This window comes from Rhizobium bangladeshense (genome assembly GCF_017357245.1).
Classification (GTDB): domain Bacteria; phylum Pseudomonadota; class Alphaproteobacteria; order Rhizobiales; family Rhizobiaceae; genus Rhizobium; species Rhizobium bangladeshense.
On record NZ_CP071614.1, the window covers coordinates 113897 to 134798 of the forward strand.

General features: G+C 60.6%; 16 protein-coding genes and 3 pseudogenes. 10 read left to right on the forward strand and 9 right to left on the reverse strand.

The window, feature by feature from the left end:
- The first annotated feature begins 83 nt into the window (after window positions 1-83).
- The 5 genes from J2J98_RS24440 to melA all read left to right on the forward strand — a co-directional run bounded on the left by J2J98_RS24440 (window position 84) and on the right by melA (window position 7547).
- Window positions 84-2171, forward strand: a complete 2088-nt coding sequence (locus J2J98_RS24440) for an ABC transporter substrate-binding protein (RefSeq protein ID WP_207603707.1) — start codon at window positions 84-86, stop codon at window positions 2169-2171.
- A gap of 159 nt (window positions 2172-2330) precedes the next feature.
- Window positions 2331-3338 carry an ABC transporter permease gene (locus J2J98_RS24445; RefSeq protein WP_064707482.1) on the forward strand — a complete coding sequence of 336 codons (1008 nt, stop codon included), beginning with the start codon at window positions 2331-2333 and terminating at the stop codon, window positions 3336-3338.
- Between the two features lies 1 nt (window position 3339).
- Window positions 3340-4476, forward strand: coding sequence for an ABC transporter permease (locus J2J98_RS24450; protein ID WP_064707286.1), 1137 nt, complete (start codon window positions 3340-3342; stop codon window positions 4474-4476).
- 10 nt (window positions 4477-4486) lie between these two features.
- Complete coding sequence (locus J2J98_RS24455) at window positions 4487-6154, forward strand: ABC transporter ATP-binding protein (protein WP_064707285.1); 1668 nt, start codon at window positions 4487-4489, stop codon at window positions 6152-6154.
- A 22-nt stretch (window positions 6155-6176) separates the two neighbouring features.
- Window positions 6177-7547, forward strand: coding sequence for an alpha-glucosidase/alpha-galactosidase (melA, locus tag J2J98_RS24460; RefSeq protein ID WP_207603708.1), 1371 nt, complete (start codon window positions 6177-6179; stop codon window positions 7545-7547).
- Between the two features lie 342 nt (window positions 7548-7889).
- Here melA and J2J98_RS24465 read toward each other — a convergent pair.
- Both J2J98_RS24465 and J2J98_RS24470 read right to left on the reverse strand, forming a co-directional pair.
- A pseudogene (locus J2J98_RS24465) lies at window positions 7890-8232 on the reverse strand (LysR family transcriptional regulator); the annotation flags it as partial.
- A 53-nt stretch (window positions 8233-8285) separates the two neighbouring features.
- Window positions 8286-8522, reverse strand: coding sequence for a hypothetical protein (locus J2J98_RS24470; RefSeq protein ID WP_207603709.1), 237 nt, complete (start codon window positions 8520-8522; stop codon window positions 8286-8288).
- Between the two features lie 23 nt (window positions 8523-8545).
- On the opposite strand from J2J98_RS24470, the pseudogene J2J98_RS30895 reads away from it, so the two are divergent.
- A pseudogene (locus J2J98_RS30895) lies at window positions 8546-8625 on the forward strand (Hsp20/alpha crystallin family protein); the annotation flags it as partial.
- A 579-nt stretch (window positions 8626-9204) separates the two neighbouring features.
- Here the strand turns inward: J2J98_RS30895 and J2J98_RS24475 are convergent.
- From J2J98_RS24475 to J2J98_RS24500, 6 genes are all read right to left on the reverse strand, one after another.
- Window positions 9205-9951: a ribonuclease activity regulator RraA gene (locus tag J2J98_RS24475; protein WP_207603710.1), complete on the reverse strand. Its 747-nt coding sequence runs from the start codon at window positions 9949-9951 to the stop codon at window positions 9205-9207.
- 21 nt (window positions 9952-9972) lie between these two features.
- Complete coding sequence (locus J2J98_RS24480; RefSeq protein WP_207603711.1) at window positions 9973-11133, reverse strand: mandelate racemase/muconate lactonizing enzyme family protein; 1161 nt, start codon at window positions 11131-11133, stop codon at window positions 9973-9975.
- A 33-nt stretch (window positions 11134-11166) separates the two neighbouring features.
- Window positions 11167-12264, reverse strand: a complete 1098-nt coding sequence (locus J2J98_RS24485; protein ID WP_207603712.1) for an ABC transporter ATP-binding protein — start codon at window positions 12262-12264, stop codon at window positions 11167-11169.
- Between the two features lie 11 nt (window positions 12265-12275).
- On the reverse strand, window positions 12276-13166 hold the full coding sequence (locus J2J98_RS24490) for a carbohydrate ABC transporter permease (RefSeq protein WP_207603713.1): 891 nt from the start codon (window positions 13164-13166) through the stop codon (window positions 12276-12278).
- On the reverse strand, window positions 13163-14122 hold the full coding sequence (locus J2J98_RS24495; RefSeq protein ID WP_207603714.1) for a carbohydrate ABC transporter permease: 960 nt from the start codon (window positions 14120-14122) through the stop codon (window positions 13163-13165). Before J2J98_RS24495 ends, J2J98_RS24490 begins: the two co-directional genes overlap by 4 nt.
- Window positions 14123-14195: 73 nt before the next feature.
- Entirely contained in the window at window positions 14196-15674 is a 1479-nt protein-coding gene (locus J2J98_RS24500) for an ABC transporter substrate-binding protein (RefSeq protein WP_064707278.1), read from the reverse strand.
- Between the two features lie 208 nt (window positions 15675-15882).
- Here J2J98_RS24500 and J2J98_RS24505 point away from each other — a divergent pair.
- The 4 genes and pseudogenes from J2J98_RS24505 (at window position 15883) to J2J98_RS24520 (ending at window position 20454) form a co-directional block, all read left to right on the forward strand.
- Window positions 15883-16592 (forward strand): annotated as a pseudogene (locus J2J98_RS24505) (GntR family transcriptional regulator).
- 53 nt (window positions 16593-16645) lie between these two features.
- Window positions 16646-17812 carry a mandelate racemase/muconate lactonizing enzyme family protein gene (locus J2J98_RS24510; protein WP_207603715.1) on the forward strand — a complete coding sequence of 389 codons (1167 nt, stop codon included), beginning with the start codon at window positions 16646-16648 and terminating at the stop codon, window positions 17810-17812.
- 66 nt (window positions 17813-17878) lie between these two features.
- The gene (locus tag J2J98_RS24515; protein WP_207603716.1) at window positions 17879-19240 is read left to right on the forward strand and encodes a mandelate racemase/muconate lactonizing enzyme family protein; all 1362 of its coding nucleotides are present in this window, start codon (window positions 17879-17881) and stop codon (window positions 19238-19240) included.
- A gap of 14 nt (window positions 19241-19254) precedes the next feature.
- On the forward strand, window positions 19255-20454 hold the full coding sequence (locus J2J98_RS24520; protein WP_207603717.1) for a mandelate racemase/muconate lactonizing enzyme family protein: 1200 nt from the start codon (window positions 19255-19257) through the stop codon (window positions 20452-20454).
- 65 nt (window positions 20455-20519) lie between these two features.
- On the opposite strand, the gene J2J98_RS24525 is transcribed toward J2J98_RS24520, so the two are convergent.
- Entirely contained in the window at window positions 20520-20816 is a 297-nt protein-coding gene (locus tag J2J98_RS24525) for a hypothetical protein (protein WP_138396095.1), read from the reverse strand.
- Between the last annotated feature and the right edge of the window lie 86 nt (window positions 20817-20902).

The window sequence follows — 20902 nt, forward strand, 5'->3', positions numbered from 1 at the left end:
AAATCCATGACACCGGGCCCGTTTTCACATCGTGCGAGGAAAGGGAGCCGCGTGAGCCGCGCTCCGAAAAAGAGGGAGAAACGATGATGAATTTCCGCAAAACAGGCATTCTCGCCGGTCTGGCGCTCGGAGTGTCGGTCATGGCGCTGAATGCCTATGCTTCCGAACCGACCGTGCCGCCGGTGCCGCCGGAATTTCCGGCCGAAGGCAAGATCAACTATGTCGCGCGTGACTCCATCCTGGAGTTCAAGGCGCTGACCGAATATCACGAGCCCGACTGGGTCACGAAGAATTTCGTCGCCGCCGGCAAGCTACCGCCGGTCAAGGAGCGGCTGCCGAAGGAGCCGCTGGTCTTTAAGACAGGCAATATGCCCGACGGTATCGGCGTATACGGCGATACGATGCGCCACGTCATCGGCGGCCGGCCGGAAGGCTGGAACTACGGCGCCGGTCAGACGCAGGGCTGGGGCGGCATCGATATCGGCCTTTCCGAATGCCTGACGCGCACCGCGCCGCTCTTTCAGGTGAAGGCTCAGGATACCGAGCCGCTGCCAAATCTCGCCAAGGGCTGGGAGTGGTCCGAGGACGGCCATAAGCTCACCATGCATCTGATCGAAGGCGCCAAGTGGTCCGACGGCCAGCCGTTCAGTGCCGACGACATCATGTTCTACTGGGAGGACGAAGTCATCGATCCGAACGTCTCGCCGCTTGGCGGCGGCGCCTCGCCGGAGGCCTTCGGTGTCGGCACGACGCTGAAGAAGATCGACGACTACACCATCGAATGGACCTTCAAGGAAGCCTTCCCGAAGCAATATCTCTACACGATGTCCTACCCGAACTTCTGCCCGGGTCCGTCGCATATCCTCAAGCCCCAGCATCCGAAGTATTCGAAGAACACCTACGACCAGTTCAAGAACGCCTTCCCGCCGGAGTTCATGAACATGCCTGTGATGGGCGCCTGGGTGCCTGTCGAATATCGTCCTGACGACATCATCGTCATGCGCCGCAACCCCTATTACTGGAAGGTCGACGAGAAGGGCAATCAGTTGCCCTACCTCAACGAGCTGCATTACAAGCTCTCGACCTGGGCCGACCGTGACGTTCAGGCAGTGGCCGGTTCCGCCGATATCTCCAACCTGGAGCAGCCGGAAAACTTCGTCGCTTCGCTGAAGCGCGCCGCCGAAAAGACCGCGCCCGCCCGGCTTGCCTTTGGTCCGCGCCTGATCGGCTATAACCTGCGCATGAACTTCTCCGCCAATGGCTGGGGCAACCCGGACGAGCGCGGCCAGGCGATCCGCGAGCTCAATCGAAACGAGGATTTCCGCAAGGCCGTCACCATGGCGCTCGATCGCAAGGCGATCGGCGACTCGCTGGTCAAGGGGCCGTTCACGGCGATCTATCCCGGCGGGCTTTCCTCCGGCACCAGCTTCTACGACCGTAACTCTACCGTCTATTATCCCTTCGATCTCGCCGGCGCCAAGGCGGAACTGGCCAAGGCCGGCCTCAAGGACACCGATGGCAACGGCATCGTGAACTTCCCTGCCGGCACGGCGGGCGGCAAGGATGTCGAAATCGTCATGCTGATCAACAATCAGTATACGACCGACAAGAGCCTTGCCGAAGGTGTTGTCGGCCAGATGGAGAAGCTCGGCCTGAAGATCGTCATCAATGCGCTCGACGGCGCCAAGCGTGACGACGCCCATTATGCCGGCCGCTTCGACTGGCTGATCCAGCGCAACACGACGGAGCTGTCTTCGGTGGTGCAGAACACCGAGCAGCTCGCCCCTGTCGGCCCGCGCACCAGCTGGCACCATCGGGCCGGCAAGGATGACCAGCTCGATCTTATGCCCTTCGAAAAGGAGCTTGTCGACGTCGTCAACAAGTTCAGGGCGAGCCAGAGCAATGACGAGCGGGTCGGCCTGATGAAGCAGTATCAGAAGATCTCTACCGCGCACGTCAACACTGTGGGCCTGACGGAATATCCGGGCGCCCTGATCATCAACAAGCGCTTCTCGAACGTGCCGCAGGGCACGCCGATCATGATGTTCAACTGGGCTGAAGACTCGATCATCCGCGAACGCCTGTGGGTGGCTGCCGAGAAGCAGGGCAAATACGAGTTGTTCGCAGAGCAGCTGCCCGGCAAGCCCGGCGACAAGGGCCCGATCAACTGATGCATGAAACAAAGACGCGTCGCAGCTGATGCGACGCGCTGGAGTTCCCTCCCAGCTGAAGTGAGTTCGGGCCGCGCGTGCCGCGCGCGGCCTGATATGACCAACGAGCCGGCCGCGCTGACAAGGAGCGACTGGCTGCAAGGAGAAGCGAACCGTTCGATGTTACGATTCCTGCTCGTGCGAATAGCCTCCGCGATCCCCGTTCTCTTCATCCTGAGCGTGGTGACTTTCGCGATCATCCAGGCCCCGCCCGGCGACTATGCCGATTATATAAGATCCCAGCTGATCAATCAGGGCGGCGCATCCTACGCCCAGGCCGAAGCGCAGGCGCAAGCCTACCGGATCGAGCACGGCCTCGATAAGCCGATGGTAGTCCAATATGTCAACTGGATCGGCGGCATCGTCACACGCGGCGATTTCGGCTACAGCATGTTCTACAACAAGCCGGTCGCCGACGTCGTCGGCGAGCGTCTGCCGCGGACGTTGCTCCTGGCGCTCGTCTGCCACATCTTCGCCTCCCTGCTCGGCATCGGCTTCGGCATCTGGGCCGCGACGCGCCAATATAGCTGGATCGACAGCATGCTTTCGGGAATCTCCTTTCTCGGCATGACGGTGCCGCGCTTCCTGATGGCGCTGATCATCGTCTATCTCCTGGTCTTTCAGTTCAACGTGACCGAGATCGGCAGCTTCTTCTCGCCGCAGTATGGCGGCGCGCCCTGGTCCTGGGCGAAATTCGTCGATCTCGTCAGCCATGTCTGGCCTGTTGTGGCGATCGCCACCTTCGGCGGGCTCGCCTACAATATGCGCGTCATGCGCGGCAATCTGCTCGACACGCTGAATGCGCAATATGTCGAGACGGCGAAGGCAAAGGGGCTCTCCGGCGGCGCAGTGGTGATGCGCCATGCGGTGCCGAACGCGCTGCATCCGCTCGTCATGTATCAGGGCGTGGTGCTGCCCTACATGCTGACGGGTGAGATCGAAACCGCGATCATCTTCGCGCTGCCGACTGTCGGCCCGGCGATCGTCGGCTCGATGGCGATCGGCGACGTCTATGTCACGGCGACCTTCATGATGGTGCTGTCCGCGACTCTGATCGTCGGCAATATCATCGCCGACATGCTGCTCGCTCTGCTCGATCCCCGCGTGCGCCAGTTCGGAGGAGCCTGAGATGCTTGCTTTCGATTCTTCCGACACGCCCCCGACAACCGAACCCGCGATCAAAAAGCCTTCGCATGGCAGCGAAAGTTATCTCGCGCTCGTTTGGCGCCGGCTGCGGCGCTCCTGGACTGGCGTGGCCGGGCTCGTGCTTGTCGGGCTCTTGCTCATAATGGCGGTCTTTGCTGATTTCTTCGCGCCGATGGATCCGAAGGCGACCGATGTCGGCTTCGCGCCGCCGCAGGTGATGAGCTTCCACGACAAGGACGGAAACTTCGTCTTCCAGCCGCGCGTCTATGCGCTGTCGGATTCCGAGGAGCTCGATCCCGTCACCTTCCAGCCGATCGTCGGCGTCGATTACGACAATCCGCGGCTGCTCGGCTTCTTTGTAAAGGGCGCTGAGTACAAGCTGTTCGGCCTGATCCCCGCGAACCGACACTTCTTCGGCTCGGTCGACGGCCAGCCGGTGCATTTCCTCGGCACCGACAAATTCGGCCGCGACGTGCTGTCGCGCGCCATCATCGGCTCGCGCATCTCGCTGATGATCGCACTGACCGTGGTCTTCATCGTCACGCTCATCGGCACGACGGTCGGCATGGTGTCGGGCTATTTCGGCGGCACCTTCGACATCTGGCTGCAGCGTTTCGTCGAACTGGTGCTCGCCTTCCCGCAGCTGCCGCTCTATCTCGCATTGACCTCGCTGATCCCGGTGACGGCGCCGACCAATGTCTTCCTCGCCTTCGTCATCGTCGTCATGTCGGCGCTCGGCTGGGCGCAGATGTCGCGCGAGGTCCGCGGCAAGACGCTCGCGCTTGCCCGCATCGATTATGTCCGGGCGGCGATGGCCGTCGGCGCCACCGACAAGCGCATCATCATCCAGCATATCCTGCCGAACGTGATGAGCCATGTCATCGTCGCGGTGACGCTGCACATACCGAGCGTCGTGCTGCTCGAATCCTTCCTCGGTTTCTTAGGGTTTGCCGTCAAGCCGCCGCTGATTTCCTGGGGGCTGATGCTGCAGGATACGGCGACCTATTCGGTCATCGGTTCCTACCCCTGGATTCTCTCTCCCGTCGGCTTCGTGCTCGTCACCGTCTTCGCCTTCAATGCGCTCGGCGACGGACTGCGCGACGCGGTCGATCCTTATTGAGGTGATCGATATGGCTCTTGCACTTGTCAATTCCTTCGCCCCGCCCGTCCGTCACGACCATGATGGCCGCTCGGATACCCCGATCATCGACGCCCGCAACGTGGCGGTGAATTTCAAGGTCGAGCATGGCATCGTCGAAGCCGTCAAGGACGTCTCTTTCCAGCTCTACCGCGGCGAGACGATCGCCATCGTCGGTGAATCCGGATCCGGCAAGTCGGTGACGGCGCGCACGGTGATGGGGCTCCTGTCGAAGCGCGCCGTCGTCTCCGACAAGTCGACGGTTTCCTATGACGGCAGCAACATCCTGAAATTCTCCGAGCGGGCCCGCCGCAAGCTCCGCGGCGATCGCATCTCGATGATCTTCCAGGAGCCGATGAGCTCACTGAACCCGATCTATACGATCGGCAGCCAGATCGTCGAGGCGATCCGCGTGCACCGCCGCGTGAGCCGGAGGGATGCGGAAAAGCGGGCGCTGGAACTGCTCGAACATGTGCAGATCCCCGATCCCGCCGCGCGGTTGAAGCAATATCCGCATCAGCTTTCCGGCGGCCAGCGTCAGCGCGTGATGATCGCCATGGCGCTCGCCAACGATCCCGACGTCTTGATCGCCGACGAGCCGACGACGGCGCTCGACGTCACAGTGCAGGCGCAGATCCTGAACCTCATCCGCAACCTGCAGAAAGAGCTGGGGATGGCCGTCATCCTCATCACGCATGATCTGACGGTGGTGCGGCAGTTCTCTGATTACGTCTATGTGATGCAGCATGGCGAGGTGCGCGAGCACAATGTCACCGAGGCGCTCTTTGCCAATCCCCAGCACCCCTACACGCGGCATCTGCTCGCCTCCGAGCCGCGTGGGCAAGCCAATCCGCTGCCGGCGGGATCGGATGTCATCCTAGATGCCAAGGGTGTGCGGGTCGCCTTCATGCTGCGCCATGGCACCTTCCTCAAACCGGAGATGCGCGAGCTCGTCGCCGTCGACAGCCTCGATCTCTCGCTGCGCCGTCACGAGACGCTCGGCCTTGTCGGCGAATCCGGTTCCGGCAAGACGACCTTCGGCCAGGCGATCCTGCGGTTGAACACGCCCCAGGCGGGCGAGATCCATTTCGACCGTCAGCCGATCCACGGCCTTTCCCGCGCCGGGATGCGGCCTCTGCGCGCCCGCATGCAGGTGGTGTTCCAGGATCCGTTCTCCTCGCTCAACCCACGCATGACGATCGGCCAGATCATCGAGGAGGGCCTCGTCGTCAACCGGCTGGGCGCCACCCGTGGCGAACGGCAGGACCGGGTGCGCGAGGCGCTCGTCGCCGCCGGCATGCCGGGTAATATCCTGTCGCGTTTCCCGCATGAATTTTCCGGCGGCCAGCGCCAGCGCATCGCAATCGCGCGCGCCATCGCGCTGGAGCCGGAATTCATCCTGCTCGACGAGCCGACATCCGCACTCGACTTGTCCGTCCAGGCGCAGATCATCGAACTGCTGCGCAAGCTGCAGGACGAGCGGGGCTTGAGCTACCTCTTCATCTCCCACGACCTCAAGGTCGTCCGGGCGCTCTGCCATCGCGTCATCGTCATGCAGCATGGCAGGATCGTCGAAGAGGGGCCCGTCAACGAAGTTCTCACCAATCCCAAGACCGCCTACACCGAACGGCTCGTCAAGGCCGCTTTCGAGGTAGCATGATTATCGAATGCCGGAGGCTATAATGGCAGGAAATCCCAAAATCACCTTCATCGGAGCTGGCTCCACCGTCTTCATGAAGAACATCATCGGCGACGTGCTGCAGCGTCCCGCACTCTCGGGCGCGACGATCGCGCTGATGGATCTCAATCCGCAGCGGCTTGAGGAAAGCGCCATCGTCGTCAACAAGCTGATCTCGACGCTCGGCGTCAAGGCCAAGGCCGAGACCTATTCCGATCAGCGCAAGGCGCTTTCAGGCGCCGATTTCGTCGTCGTCGCCTTTCAGATCGGCGGCTACGAACCCTGCACCGTCACCGACTTCGAGGTGCCGAAGAAATACGGGCTGCGCCAGACGATCGCCGATACGCTCGGCGTCGGCGGCATCATGCGCGGGCTTCGCACCGTGCCGCATCTCTGGAAGGTCTGCGAGGACATGCTGGCCGTCTGCCCCGAGGCGATCATGCTGCAATATGTCAACCCGATGGCGATCAACACCTGGGCGATATCGGAGAAATATCCGACGATCCGCCAGGTCGGCCTCTGCCATTCGGTGCAGGGCACGGCGATGGAGCTCGCCCACGATCTCGACATTCCCTACGAGGAGATCCGCTACCGCGCCGCCGGCATCAACCACATGGCCTTCTATCTCAAATTCGAGCATCGCCAGGGCGACGGCTCCTACCGCAACCTCTATCCCGATCTCCTGCGCGCCTATCGCGAGGGCAGGGCGCCGAAGCCAGGCTGGAACCCGCGCTGCCCGAACAAGGTGCGCTACGAGATGCTGACCAGGCTCGGCTATTTCGTCACCGAAAGCTCGGAGCATTTCGCCGAATACACGCCCTATTTCATCAAGGAGGGCCGCGAGGACCTGATCGAGAAATTCGGCATTCCGCTCGATGAATACCCGAAGCGCTGCATCGAGCAGATCGAGCGCTGGAAGGGCCAGGCCGAGGCCTACCGCAGCGCCGACAAGATCGAGGTCAAGCCGTCGAAGGAATATGCCTCCTCGATCATCAACTCGGTCTGGACCGGCGAACCCTCTGTCATCTACGGCAATCTCCGCAACAATGGCTGCATCACCTCGCTGCCGGAAAATTGCGCTGCCGAAGTGCCCTGCCTGGTCGACGCCTCTGGCATCCAGCCGACCTTCATCGGCGATCTGCCGCCGCAGCTGACGGCGCTGATGCGCACCAATATCAACGTGCAGGAACTGACGGTGCAGGCGCTGATGACCGAAAATCGCGAGCACATCTACCACGCCGCGATGATGGACCCGCATACGGCGGCCGAACTCGACCTAGACCAGATCTGGTCGCTGGTCGACGACCTGCTCGCCGCCCACGGCGACTGGCTGCCCGAATGGGCCCGCACAAACCGTAAAGTCCAGGCGGCCTGATCCCCTCTCCCGGGTGAGGCGTCGAGAGCCCCGCGGTGGCAACGGCCGCGGGGCTTTTTGCGATTTAGTGGTGAAATCGAGCGAACTCGGCTGCACCCGGCTGGCAGATGAAGCGCGCGCCGACGGCGAAATGCGACGCCGTGCTTATCGTGTAGTAGACGCCCAGATACCTGAGAAGTTCGCCGGCCGGCTGGGCGTTCATTTTGGGTGTTGCATGGCGCCGATCAGTTGGCTCATCATCTCACCTATTCGGCGATTTTGGCGATCACGTTCTGGCAAGGTAACCTCCTCAACGGATGAAGCAACATGGTCGACTTACCGCGTCGGTTTGCCTCCTGGGAGCATTGGAATTATCGCGAAGCGCTTCCGCGCGATGAACTCCGGCACCACCGGCGCCACGAACATCGTGCCGAACGGAATTGTCGTTTTGATCCTAAGCCGCCCTCGCGCGGCGCCTCCCGCCGCCTGCTGATCCGCGTCATTCAGCCTGCAGGATCCTCAGCGCGGCATGATGATAGGCCTCACCTTCTTCCGTGTGCGTCAGAGCGCGAGTTGTCCGCACCAGAAGACGCGTGCCGAGCCTCGCTTCCAGGCGTGCGATCAATTTACTCACAGCCGACGGAGCGATGTCGAGATTGCGGGCGGCAGCGGAGAATCCCCCGTCCTGCACGACGCGTGCAAACACTTACATTTCGCCGGAGCGTTCCATCGGAATCCGCGGCATTGATGATCCTCCGTTCAGGCAATAGTGCCGGCGAGGGCGCTCGCGTTGTCATTACGGGACGCGACCGCAAGAAACTCGACAGCGCGATTGCCGATATCAAGGCGTCCGCTGATTCTGACATCATCGGGGTTGTCGCGGATGCAGCCAGCGCCGAGGGTGCCGCGATCATTGCCAAGGCCGAGCGTTCGGTCGATATCCTCGTCAACAATCTCGGCATTATGAGAGCAGATCGAGGCCGAGTTTTTCGCCACTGCCCGCTCGGCATCGATCCTGCAGAAACGGCGTTCTCACCGTCACTCTGCCTAAGACCGAAAGGCGCAGTCACAGGTCAAACGCATCGCCATCAGAAGCTGATCGAAACGAGCACGCCGCGGCCGGGACTTTGCCGGCATTCGTTTTGGTAAGGACACGCTCGAGCGAAGCCTTCCGTGAGCAAGTTGGCCCCGATCTTCCCCGTTGGTTCGACTGATGTTTTTGAGAGGCCGGCGTGATGGTGTCCATCCACCGCGGCTGAGTGCCGTTGCCGAGGAGGGTCGCGCGATTGTCGCTTGGGAGCGGACCGAGAAATTGCCTCCGCACGACCCAACTCTGGCAGGGGTGGATCGCCAGGAGGAAGGCAGCCAGCGATCGAAAATTACTGTCTTTCTCCCGCGATCCGGTTAAATAACCTGATTGTACCAATGCAGTTCCCGTACGATGGCGGACAAACAAGGCTGCCCGTGGTTCCACTTAGTGACATCAGTCGTTTCGCTGCTTCGGGGCTCTAGGTGCGCGCGAAGCCTTCTTTCAAAAGTTTCTTGCCTATCCCTTCGCCGTTCGTTCGGTAGATGTAGGCGAGCCCACGCTGCGACGACAGCTGGAATCCGTTAGGTGACATCGGCTCATCCGGCGCTGTTCCAGAACGTTCGCCGTCCACCTGGGGCAATCCATCGGCTAAGCTGTGCCTAAGCGGTTTGTTTTGCGCCACTCTTCGTACTCTGCGCGGGCATCGTCATGAAGCGGGTAGTAGCGCTGCAGCGACCCGCCCTCCATAAGCTTCGCCCGAGAAAACTCCTCCCAATCGTGATGCTTTTGGGATTCTTCGATTACCATCGGGGCCATAGCGACCGGAAGCACCACCACCCCGTCATCGTCGGCGACGATGATGTCTCCGGGTATAACGGTGACACCTCCGCAGGCAATCGGAACGTTGACGGCGTTCGGATAGATGCTCGTCTGGACATGGTAGTTGGGCGTCCAGCCGCGTAGCCAGAGCGCGAGATCGAGCTTTTCGACATTGGGCCGATCGCGCATGCACCCATCGATCACGATTCCAGCGCCGCCTCTGCCCTTGAAATACGTCGACATCATATCGCCAAAGACGCCCGAGCTCATGTCGCCGCGCGCGTCGACCACGACCACATCCCCCTCCTGCACGTGATAAAGCACGTGCCGGTGCAACTGCGTCTCCGGATCTGCATATTCTCCCTCGGTGAAAAGGTCCGGCCGCTGCGGCAGGAACTGAAGCGTCAGGGCCGGGCCGACGATCGACTTCCCGCGGCTCTGCGATACAGGGCCGAGCATATGCGGATTGCGGAAGCCCATGTGGCCGAGCGTACCGGCAATGGTCGCGGCGCCGATCTCCTTCAGTGCGTCGATCAAGTCTCTCGGCGGTCGCGTAATATCGGGCGTATGCGTCATTTTAGGCTCCGGTGGATGAAACTACCAGTTAGTGACAGAACCGTCGCGGCGCTTCAGGTGAGGCGCTTCCCAGAAACGAAAACTCTCAGCCTTGACGGCCTCTTCGTTGACCTCGACGCCAAGCCCCGGCAGATGGCTGACCGGATATTCGGGGCCGTCGAGCCGTGGTTGCACGGGGAAGAATTCGAAATTGTCGAAGCCTAGCTTTGCTTCGGGCGACCTGGTCTCGAGCCAGGCGAAATTCGGTACCGCTGCGGCGAGATGAATGGTCGCGGCCGTGCAGACGGGGCCGAGGGGATTGTGCGGCATCAGGTCCACGTAGTGCGCCTCGCTCCAACCAGCGACCTTCATCGCTTCGGTGAGCCCGCCCACATTGCAAACATCGAGCCGGTTGAACTGATGGATGCCTCGCTCGATGTAAGGCAGGAATTGCCACTTGCTGGCAAATTCCTCGCCGATCGCGAACGGGATGTCGGTCATCGTGCGCAGGGATTCGTAGGCCTCTGGTGTCTCGTCTCGTATCGGCTCCTCGAGGAAATCAAGCACGCCACGGCCGAGCTTGTTGCAGAAGCTCGCCGCCTCTGCCACCGACAGGCGATGATGATAATCGATGCCGAGGACGACGTCGTCGCCCATTGCCTCGCGCGCCTTGTTCAGCATCGCTGCGGTAGCGCCGATCGACTCCCGCGGCTCAAAGATGTCCTTGCTGTTTTGCCCGATGGGGAAGAAGCGGATCGCCTGCCACCCTTGTGCTCGGAGTTCGCGGGCGCGTTCGATGGCGACCTCGCCCTCCGCCTCGTCGCCGGTCGAGGCGAAGGTAGGAATGCGGTCGCGCTGCTTGCCGCCCAGCAGTTCGTACGCCGGAACCCCCAGCGCCTTGCCCTTGATGTCGTGAAGGGCAATGTCGATGGCCGAAATCGCCGCCTGCAGAACGCGCCCGCCTTCGAAGTACTGGCTGCGATAAATTTCCTGCCAAATCCGACCAATCTGCATCGCGTCGCGGCCGATGAGAAATTCGCGAAAATGCTCGATCGCCCCGGCCACGGCCTTCTCGCGACCGCTCAAACCGCTCTCGCCCCAACCGAAGATGCCGTCGTCGGTCTCCACCTTGACCAGCATCTGGTTGCGCGTTCCGACCCATACAGGATAGGACTTGATCGCCGTGATTTTAAGCTTCGTCATCCACGCCCTCGTTTCGCACGCATCCGCTTTGTCTCAGTTGGCCTTCAGCGCCATTTCTGTTTCGCCGTCGAACAGATGCATCCGCTCCTGATCGAACTCGAGCCAAATCTGTTCGTCGGGCGCGACGGCGATTGTCGGCGGTACGCTGACATTGACGAGGGCGCCGGACAGGAACGCCTGTACGAAGGTGACGTCTCCGGTCGGCTCCACTGTGTAGGCCTTGGCAGGGATGCTTCCAGGCACCGCACTCTTGTGCAGCTTGATCGTCGAGTGACGTGCGCCGAGCACGACTTTCCTGGTTGTTGCCCTGTCGACCTTCCGGGCGTTGGTTGGCGAAAGATCGAGGCGCCAGCCCTCCGCACTGGTCAACACGGTGTTGCCGTTTGCCGTTGATGCCTCCAGCGGGATAAGGCTCATCGCCGGGCTGCCGACGAAGCTGGCGACGAACATGTTCACCGGATGGGCAAAGATCTGCGCCGGTGAATCGTATTGCTGCAGGTAGCCGCCGTTCATCACCGCCATCCTGTCGGCCATGGTAACCGCTTCGAGCTGGTCGTGCGTCACGTAGATGATCGTCGCCTTGAGGTCCTGGTGAAAACGCTTGATCTCCGACCGCATCTGCACGCGCAACTTTGCGTCGAGGTTGGACAGCGGTTCATCCATCAGGAATACCGCCGGATCGCGAACGAGGGCACGGCCCAGCGCCACGCGCTGCTGTTGCCCGCCCGAAAGTTCGCGCGGCTTGCGCTCGAGCAGCTGCGTCATGTCGAGCACTCGCGCTGCTTCCTTGACTTTCTTGTCGATCTCGTCCCTTGGCAATTTGCGCATCTGCAGCGGGAACGCCAGATTTTTGTAGACCGATTTCTGCGGATAGAGCGCGTAGTTCTGGAACACCATTGCGATGTCGCGGTCCTTGGGGTCGAGGTCATTGACCACCCGGTCGCCGATGACGATGTCGCCAGATGTGATGGGGATGAGCCCCGCTACAAGATTGAGCGTGGTTGTCTTGCCACAGCCTGAAGGGCCGACGAGCGCAACGAATTCGCCGTCGTTGACCGTCAGCGAAACTTTGTTGACAGCTTTGAAGCTGCCATAGGTCTTGACCAGATCTTTGAGGACCACGTGGGCCACCGGCAACTCCCCTAGTGCTTGACTGCGCCTTCGGTGAGGGCGCGTACGAAGTATCGTTGTAGGACGAGGAACAGGACGACGACGGGCACGCTCATCATGAAGCTGGCCGCCATCAGGCCCGGAAAGTCCGTTGTATTTTCCGAAAAGAAGCGCTGGATGCCGACCGGCAGAGTCAGCTGCTCGTTCTTGGAGAGGAAGGTGTAGGCGTAGATGTACTCGTTCCACGCGCCGATGAAGGAATAGATTGCCGTGGCGATGATTCCTGGCGCCGAGAGCGGCATCACAATCCGGACAAAGGCCTGGAACCGCGTCGCCCCGTCGATGCGCGCCGCCTGCTCGAGTTGCACCGGGATGTTGTCGTAGAATCCCTTGAGGAGCCAGATTGCCAGCGGCAGGCCGAATGTGAGGTAGGTGAGGACAAGCGATCCGTGCGTGTTCACGAGCCCGATCGCGCGCATCAGGATGAAGAGCGGCACGAGAAAGATCACTGCCGGGAACATGTTGCGAAGCAAGACGGAGAAGAACAGAAAGTTCCGGCCCGGGAAGGTGAAGCGCGAAAACGCGTAGGCCGCAGGAACCGCCACGATCACTGAAAGGATGGTCGTGGCGGTGGACACGAAAAGGCTGTTCCAGAAGAAGCGCAAGAAGTCCTGGCCGACGCTGTTTTGCGGATCGAGCAGCTTCTGGTAGCTGGCGAGGGTGGGTTGGTCCGGCCACCATTGCGGCGGAAATTGCATGGCCGCGAAGCCGGACTTGATCGAGGTGCTCAGCATCCAGATCATCGGTAATGCGGTGTAAAGCAGCATGAATACAAGGAATATACGTCCGCCCCACCGCCACCCATCGATGCGCATACGGCGATGGGTCAGGGGCCGATGAGTAGTCTCGGCAATTATGCTCATTTGCTCCCATCCTTCTGCTCGTTGCCGCTCAGTGCACGGACGTAGAAGTAACCGAGCGACATCAGGATCAAGAACAGCAGCACCGAATAGGCCGATGCCACCCCCCAGCGCTGGCGGCCGAAGGCGAGTTCATAAATGTGGGTGATCCAGATATGCGATGCGTTCGACGGTCCGCCGCCGGTCATGATCCAGGGGATGATGAAAGAATTGAAGTTGGCAACTGCCAGCAGAAGGATCGTCACCGTCGAGACATTTCTCAAGTGCGGAAATGTGACGTGCCAGAATCGCTGCCATGCATTGGCTCCGTCGACTTTTGCGGCGCGCAGCAACTGGTCGGGAACCGTCTGCAGGCCAGCCATCATCATGATCATTGCAAAGGGAAACTCGCGCCAAATATTGACGACGATCAGAGAGGGCAGCACTGTGCTGACGCTGTCGATGAAATTCGGCGGCCGGTCGGCCCATCCGAGGCCGACCAGCACCGCGCCGATTATTCCAAAGTCCGAATGGTAGATCCACTTCCAGATATAGGACGCGGCGACCGCGCTGATGACCCAGGGAATGATGAGGACGGCGCGCAGGACGCCGCGGCCGACAAAGTCACGGTTAAGCGCCAGTGCGCAGGCAAATCCCAGGACAAATGCGATCAAAGTGGATGCCAGTGTCCAGATGAGAGTGTTCGAGGTAACCGTCCAGAACACCGGACTTGTGAGGATGGCGATGTAGTTGTCGAAACCGACGAAGATTTTGTCCCGGAGCTGCAAGGCGGGCGGTGTATTAAAGAACGACAGCTCGATCGTGTAGTAGATCGGGTAGGCAATGACGATGAGCATTACGGCGAGCGAAGGCAGCACGTACGCGTAGTCAGCGCGATGCTCCCAAATCTTTCGCAGCGCGCCGGCCCGATCGGGTTGCAGTCTTCGCCGAGCATCGGCCTTGCCAGTCAAGATCGTCACTGTGCGGTGCCCTTATTCTTCGGAACAAACCGGCTGCAATCGAGGTGCAGCCGGTCAGATCGTCAGGCTTGGACTAGAGTCCGCCGTCCATCAGGTCTTTGACCTTCTTGGCCGCGTCGTCCGCTGCCTGGTCGACGGTCATGGCTCCGGTCAGGGCATTCTGCAGCATATCGGGGACGATGATGTTCATGATCTCGGGGGACTGTGGCAGCGCCGGGAACGGGATTCCGTAAGGCAGCATCGATGTTGTGACATCAAGGAACTTGATACTGTCCAGACGTTCCTTCATCCATTTGGTCTTGAAGCCGTTAAGGTTGCCCGGGTTTGAGCCGGCGTAGGCCATCTTCAGCGACCATTCGGGGCTCGTCCACATGCAGATGATAGCCTTTGCAGCCGGCTCGTCGACCTTGCCGCCCTCGACATATTCGGGCTTCAGGATGTGGATGTTGGAGCCGCCAAACACGACGGCACGCTTGCCATCGGGGCCGGTCGGAATGAGGCCGTAGCGCATGTTGTCGATGACGGTCTGCGCTTTTTCCTTGTCGCTGCCCGTCGTCTTCTTCTGCAGGTCGAGCATGACGTTGTAGTCGGACGGGTGCGAGATCATCATGCCGAGCTGGCCAGCGAGGAAGAGGGGCTGGTTGTCGGCCTGCTGGTTGGTGAGCGCCGAAACCGGAACCGACTTGTCGCGAACATACATATCGTAGGAGGCCTGCAATGCCGCCTTGCTCTGCGGGCTATTGAGCTGGACTTCTTTATAGGTTGGGTTGGCGGTCGCTTCGTCGAAGACGCCGCCGCCATAGGCCCAGAGCTGCGGCATGAAGCGGTACGGCGTATTGCCGGCATTCTTGCGAGCCACGAGGCCGTAACCGGCAACGCCAAGCTTGTCGTGGATCTGCTTGGAATACTTGACGACGTCGTCCCAGGTCGCCGGAGCCTTGTCGGGATCGAGGCCTGCACGCTTGAAGATGTCGGCGTTCCAGATGAACGCCATCGTCTCGTTGTTGGTCGGGATGCCGTAAGTTACCCCTTCCCAGGTTACGGCCTTCATGGCGCCCGGCCAGAAATCCTCGGTCGAATACCCGACATCTTCGGGCTTGAGCGGCTCGAGATAGCCCTTTGCGGCGAACTCGGTGCCGCCCAGGATTTGCAGGCGGACCGCCATGGGCGCTGCATTGCCAAGGAGCGCGGTCCGGAACTTGTCCAGCAGGTCGTTATAGGTGAGAGCTTGTTCCTCAAGCTGGATGTTTGGGTAGGTTTTGCGGAAGTTCTCGAAGAACTCCTTATAATACTGGCGCAGGAGGTCGGGGTCGCCCTCGAACACGCCCTGATACCAGAATGTCAGCCGCCCCTTATAGTCGAGGGGGGTGACCTTACCGCAATCGGCCGCCGTGTCGAACTCCTGCGTGCCGGCGATGGAGCGCACATATTGCGGTGACCATTGGCTCAAGTCGACCGGCGCGCTGAGCGCAGGCACGGACATCAACGATACCATCAAAGCAGTGGATACGGTGCCGCGCACGACGACACCGCCGAGTGAAAGACTCGTCATAGGGATCCTCCCAGGTTTTCTCCAAGCCGCTCTGCATCGAGGCGAGCGGTCTTGCTCCCAGGCCGTGGGATTCTCCCACCTAATGTATCCCTTCGACCTTATCATACATTTTCATGTCGAAGATTGTCTGTCAACTGGAGAAATCGTACATTGTTTTGGGAAGTTTCGCATGATATCCGATGAATGCATGTATGGATTGGGGACAGTCTTGGCCGAAACAAGCGAATTCAAAGCACAGCCCCCGAGGGGATCGACGCTACAGGGGCCTCGAGCGAGGGCGCGTCTGTTTACCAACTGATCAGGGACGACATCATCGAAGGGCGGCTCGCGGCCAACGAGCGGCTCGTCATCACCGATCTCGCCCGGCGCCACGGCACCTCGACCAACCCCGTGCGGGAGGCTTTGCAACTTTTGCGCGGAGAGGGTTTTGTCACCTTTGTTCCCAACCGCGGAGCGCGCGTCCGGCCCATCGATCAGGACTTTGTTCGGGATATCTACGAGATCGGCGTTTTGATCGAGCCGTCGTTGACGCGCTGGTTCGTGAATATGGCCACGGTGGAGGACATCGCTGAACTCGAACGAATCCAAGGCCTCATTGAAGAGAACAACTTTACCGACACGGTAAGACACAGCGAACTGGATACCGCCTTTCATACCGTCATGTACCGGAAGCACTACAACCGTCATGCTGCCGAGCTTTGGTGGAAGCATCGCGAAGTGCTTCGAGCCGTGAGCCGCCGCTTCGATTTCACGCTTGCCCGGCGTGCAGCGATCCTGAGCGAGCATCGCGAACTTATCGCGCATGTCAAAGCCGGAAGGGCGAACGAGGCCGCCGAACTTATTGCAAGCCACGTCGAGGGCTCAGGCCGGCACATCCTCGAACACATGCGTGCCCGCAACGCCGCTCGCGCAGGATAGAATATCCGTCATGAATAACGTTACCGCGAACAATTCAGGTAGAGGCAGTTGAGATGAAAATCACCAACGTTCGGCCGTGGCTCATCAGATCGGATGCATCTTATTGGGGAGAGTTTCTGTTTGTCGAAGTCACGACCGACGAAGGGGTGAGCGGTTGGGGAGAGATCACCACCACGACAAGGCTTGCCAATCGGGCCCTCTGCACAATCTTGCGGCAGATCGGCGCCGCTTTGATGGGCGAGGACCCGGCGCGCATCGAGTATCTTTGGCACAAGGTTTTCCGTAGCTTCACCTACATGGGCAGCCGCGGCGCCGCCGTCGAATGCGTAAGCGCCATCGACATAGCCCTCTGGGACATCCGGGGCAAAGTCCTCGGCAAGCCGATATATGAGCTCTTGGGCGGACCGGTACGCGACCAAATTGCCCTCTACACCCATCCCAACCAGGCCAAGTTTACCAGCAAGGAGGCGGTGGTAAGGGAAATTCGAGACATCGTCGAGTCCGGCCACACGGCGCTCAAATTCGATCCTTTCCCGTACCAGGGCAGCGCCGCCGATGGACAGCCTCGCGAACAACGAAATGGCTACCTCGATGGCAGCATGACGCGCAGGGATGAGCGTGAGGCCGCCGAACTCACTGCTCTGATCCGCGAAACGGCGGGCCCTGATGTCGACATCCTCATCGATGCGCATGGCCGGTTCGACGTTCCCACCGCCATTCGCCTTTGCCGCAGTCTCGAGGAAGCCGGTCAGATCGACTGGTTCGAGGAGCCCTGTCCGCCCGAGAGCCTCAACGCTCTCAGACAGGTCCGCGAGAAGGTCAGCGCCCCTATCTCGTGGGGCGAGCGCGGCCACACGAAATGGGATTTCGTGCCGGTGCTCGAAAAAAGGCTCGCCGACTACATCATGCCTGATGTCACCTGGACCGGCGGCATTACTGAACTCAAGAAGATTTCTGCCCTGTGCGAAGCCTACTACATTCCCGTCTCGCCGCATGACGCCGCAGGGCCGATCAACGTGGTTGCCGGAGCGCAGGTGATGATGACCGTTCCGAATTTCTACAAGCTTGAAACGTCAGAGTGGAACCTCGGCAAATACGATCACTTGATCGACACACCACTCGATGTTTCCAACGGCAACCTCACGCTTACGCCCAAGCCTGGTCTCGGCGTTGAGATGAACCGCGAATATCTTCAAAACCACGAGATAGAACTCGACTAGCCAACACCGCTCTCGGCCGCCCCAGCGTACGCGGCGATGGGCTCCCCACCAGAACGAGGAAAAGTCATGCCAGAGGCATATTCAGCCGACGAGGCGCTCAATCGGGTGAACACGCATTCCAAGCCCTCAGACCTTCGCATCACCGACATGCGGGTAGCCGAAATTACCGGAGCGCCGTTCGCCTCAGTGCTGCTCAAGATTTACACGAACCAGGGCATCGTCGGGCTGGGCGAGGTGCGCGACGGCGCCAGCGCCACCTACGCGCTGATGCTGAAGAGCCGGTTGCTTGGTGAAAATCCTTGCGACATCGACCGCCTGTTTCGCCGGATCAAGCAGTTCGGTGGCCACGGCCGGCAAGGTGGCGGCGTATCGGCGGTTGAAATCGCCTTGTGGGACCTTGCCGGAAAAGCCTACGGCGTTCCTATCTACCAGATGCTTGGCGGCCGTTTTCGGGAGAAAGTGCGCCTCTATTGCGATACCGACGCCGCGGTGGCGAGCGGCACCGCAACCGGAAGGCGCCTCAAGCAGCGCATGGAGCTCGGCTTCACCTTCCTCAAGATGGATCTGGGTCTGATGCAGATCGCTGATGTGCCCGGTGCGGTCGTCTTCCCTGCCGGTTCACTGGAAGGGTATCGAAGCAGTCCCCTTCGGGGGCCGCTGAAGACCATGGAAGAGCGGCGTATGCGCAACGCTTCATACGATCTGCATAACGTCCCGCACCCGTTTACCGGCCTGCACTTTTCGGACAAAGGCCTCGATCTGCTCGAGCAATACATCGCCGAAGTCCGCGAGGTCATCGGCATGGATGTGCCGCTGGCGATCGATCATATCGGCCATATCTCGATGCAGAATGGCATCCGCCTTGCCAGGCGAATCGAGAAATATGTGCCGGCCTGGCTCGAGGATGTGATCCCATGGCAGTATACCGAGCAATACCGACAACTCCAGGACGCCACCACGGTGCCGATCTGCACCGGCGAGGATATATACCTTAAGGAGGGCTTCGAGCCGCTGCTGAACAGCGGCGGTGTCTCCGTTATCCACCCTGACCTGCTCTCCAGTGGAGGTATCCTCGAGACCAAGAAGATCGGCGACATGGCGCAGGACCGAGGTGTCGCCATGGCCATCCACATGGCAGAAAGCCCGATCGCCGCGATGGCGGCCGCACATGTCGCGACCGCGACCGAAAATTTCATGGCGCTCGAATACCATTCCGCCGATGTCGACTGGTGGGACGATATCGTCACCGGCCTTCCCAAGCCGCTGGTAAAAAACGGCTTCATCACTGTTTCGGACAAGCCGGGCCTTGGCATCGACGATGTCGTCGACGAGGTGATCTCAGAGCATCTGCAGCCGGGCGTCGCCGGCATCTGGCAACCTACGGATCACTGGGACGATGAGTATTCCTGGGATCGCACCTGGAGCTGAGGCAACGAAAGAAGATGAAGATCACCGATCTCCGCTGTGCCGTTATCGGCAGACACCCGATTGTCCGGATCATCACGGACGAGGGCCTCTATGGCCTGGGCGAAGTCGAATTCACCAAGTCATACCTCAAGCCTTTTGTGCTGCATTTTCGTGAGGCGCTGATCGGCGAGGACCCGACCGACGTCGAAAGAGTAATGCTGAAAATCCGCCAGCGCGGCTCCTTCAAGCCGTACGGTGCGGCGGTGAGCGCGATCGAGCATGCGCTTTGGGATATAGCCGGCAAGGCCGCCGGCGTGCCCGTCTATAAACTGCTCGGCGGCAAGGTGCGGGACAAAGTGCGCGTCTACAACGGCTCGGTTCGCCAGAAACGCACTGGCGATCGGCCGGAAGACTACGCCGCTGACGTCAAGTGGATGATGGAGCAGCCCCAGAACTTCTTCATGATCAAGCAAGGAATCTCGTTCCACTCCAACATGAAGGACAGCATTGAGGACTTCCACTACGGTGTGACGCAGAAGAAGGCCGGTTATCACGGTGCCATGGACCAGGGCGTGATCAGCGAGCGCGGCTTCAACCATATGCTCGACTGCGTGATCGCGATGAAGGAAGTGCTGGGCGACAAAGTCAGCCTGGCGCTCGACTGCGGCCCGGGCTGGATGCTGCCCGATGCGATCAGATTTGCTCGCGCGGTGGAGAAGTACAATTTGATGTGGCTCGAGGACATGCTGACAGGAGACTACGTGCCGTGGGTCAACCCGCAGGCTTATCGGGAGCTGACGACCTCCACCTCGACCCCGATCCATACCGGTGAGCAGATCTACCTCAGGCACAATTTCAAGGAATTGATCGAGACGCAGGCGGTCCGCGTCATCGGCCCCGACCCAGCCGACATTGGCGGGATTGCCGAGCTTAAATGGGTGGCTGAGCACGCTTACATGCACTCGATCCTGATGGCACCGCACGGCACGGCTAATGGGCTGCTCGGCCTCGGCGCGTTGATCAACGTCTGCGCCACGTTGCCGGCGAATTACATCGCTTTCGAATATCCCACTGCGTCCGACCCGTGGTGGGAGGATCTTGTCATCGGCCTGCCGTCGCAGATCGTCAAGGACAGCATGATCGACCTGCTGGAAGCGCCGGGGCTGGGGCTCGACATAGACGCCGAAGGGGCCAGGAAATATCTGATGGAAGAGGATGCGGGGTTTTTCGACTGAACCTCCCTCCACCTGCCGTTCCTATCCTGTCGGGCGCCAGGAAATAGTAGACTATCTGGCTGTCTTCAAATCCCCGAGCCGTCGAGCTGCTCGTCGTCGCCTTCCCAGGGCGAGGGCATCGAGGTGCGGTTGGCCGAGGGCATCGGCATCCAGCACTTCAACTCCGGCTCGGCATATTCGATGATGTGGCCCGGCGAGGAATCGGACGCGCGCCAGCCTTCTCCGGCGAACTGATCGCCATGCGACCAATAGGCGAGGTCGACTTCCGCCGGCCCCTGTTCGGAGGCGCGGATCGTCACCAGGATCCGGCTGCCGTCTCTCGGTGCGCTTGCCATGGGGCGCCAGCGGTCCGGTTCGTCCATCGTCTTTCCTCCTGCCTTGCTGCAGCTGCAACTGTCGCCTCGCCGTCGAAAGCGGTCAACCCAAACTTTGTAAGCGCGCTGGTGCA

Excerpts from the sequence above, each read along its gene's own strand:
- J2J98_RS24490 (WP_207603713.1), bottom strand. The coding sequence starts at position 13,166 with ATGAGCATAATTGCCGAGACTACTCATCGGCCCCTGACCCATCGCCGT.
- J2J98_RS24510 (WP_207603715.1), top strand. The coding sequence starts at position 16,646 with ATGAAAATCACCAACGTTCGGCCGTGGCTCATCAGATCGGATGCATCT.
- J2J98_RS24500 (WP_064707278.1), bottom strand. The coding sequence starts at position 15,674 with ATGACGAGTCTTTCACTCGGCGGTGTCGTCGTGCGCGGCACCGTATCC.
- J2J98_RS24440 (WP_207603707.1), top strand. The coding sequence starts at position 84 with ATGATGAATTTCCGCAAAACAGGCATTCTCGCCGGTCTGGCGCTCGGA.
- melA (WP_207603708.1), top strand. The coding sequence starts at position 6,177 with ATGGCAGGAAATCCCAAAATCACCTTCATCGGAGCTGGCTCCACCGTC.
- J2J98_RS24475 (WP_207603710.1), bottom strand. The coding sequence starts at position 9,951 with ATGACGCATACGCCCGATATTACGCGACCGCCGAGAGACTTGATCGAC.
- J2J98_RS24445 (WP_064707482.1), top strand. The coding sequence starts at position 2,331 with ATGTTACGATTCCTGCTCGTGCGAATAGCCTCCGCGATCCCCGTTCTC.
- J2J98_RS24525 (WP_138396095.1), bottom strand. The coding sequence starts at position 20,816 with ATGGACGAACCGGACCGCTGGCGCCCCATGGCAAGCGCACCGAGAGAC.
- J2J98_RS24455 (WP_064707285.1), top strand. The coding sequence starts at position 4,487 with ATGGCTCTTGCACTTGTCAATTCCTTCGCCCCGCCCGTCCGTCACGAC.
- J2J98_RS24480 (WP_207603711.1), bottom strand. The coding sequence starts at position 11,133 with ATGACGAAGCTTAAAATCACGGCGATCAAGTCCTATCCTGTATGGGTC.
- J2J98_RS24450 (WP_064707286.1), top strand. The coding sequence starts at position 3,340 with ATGCTTGCTTTCGATTCTTCCGACACGCCCCCGACAACCGAACCCGCG.
- J2J98_RS24520 (WP_207603717.1), top strand. The coding sequence starts at position 19,255 with ATGAAGATCACCGATCTCCGCTGTGCCGTTATCGGCAGACACCCGATT.
- J2J98_RS24515 (WP_207603716.1), top strand. The coding sequence starts at position 17,879 with ATGCCAGAGGCATATTCAGCCGACGAGGCGCTCAATCGGGTGAACACG.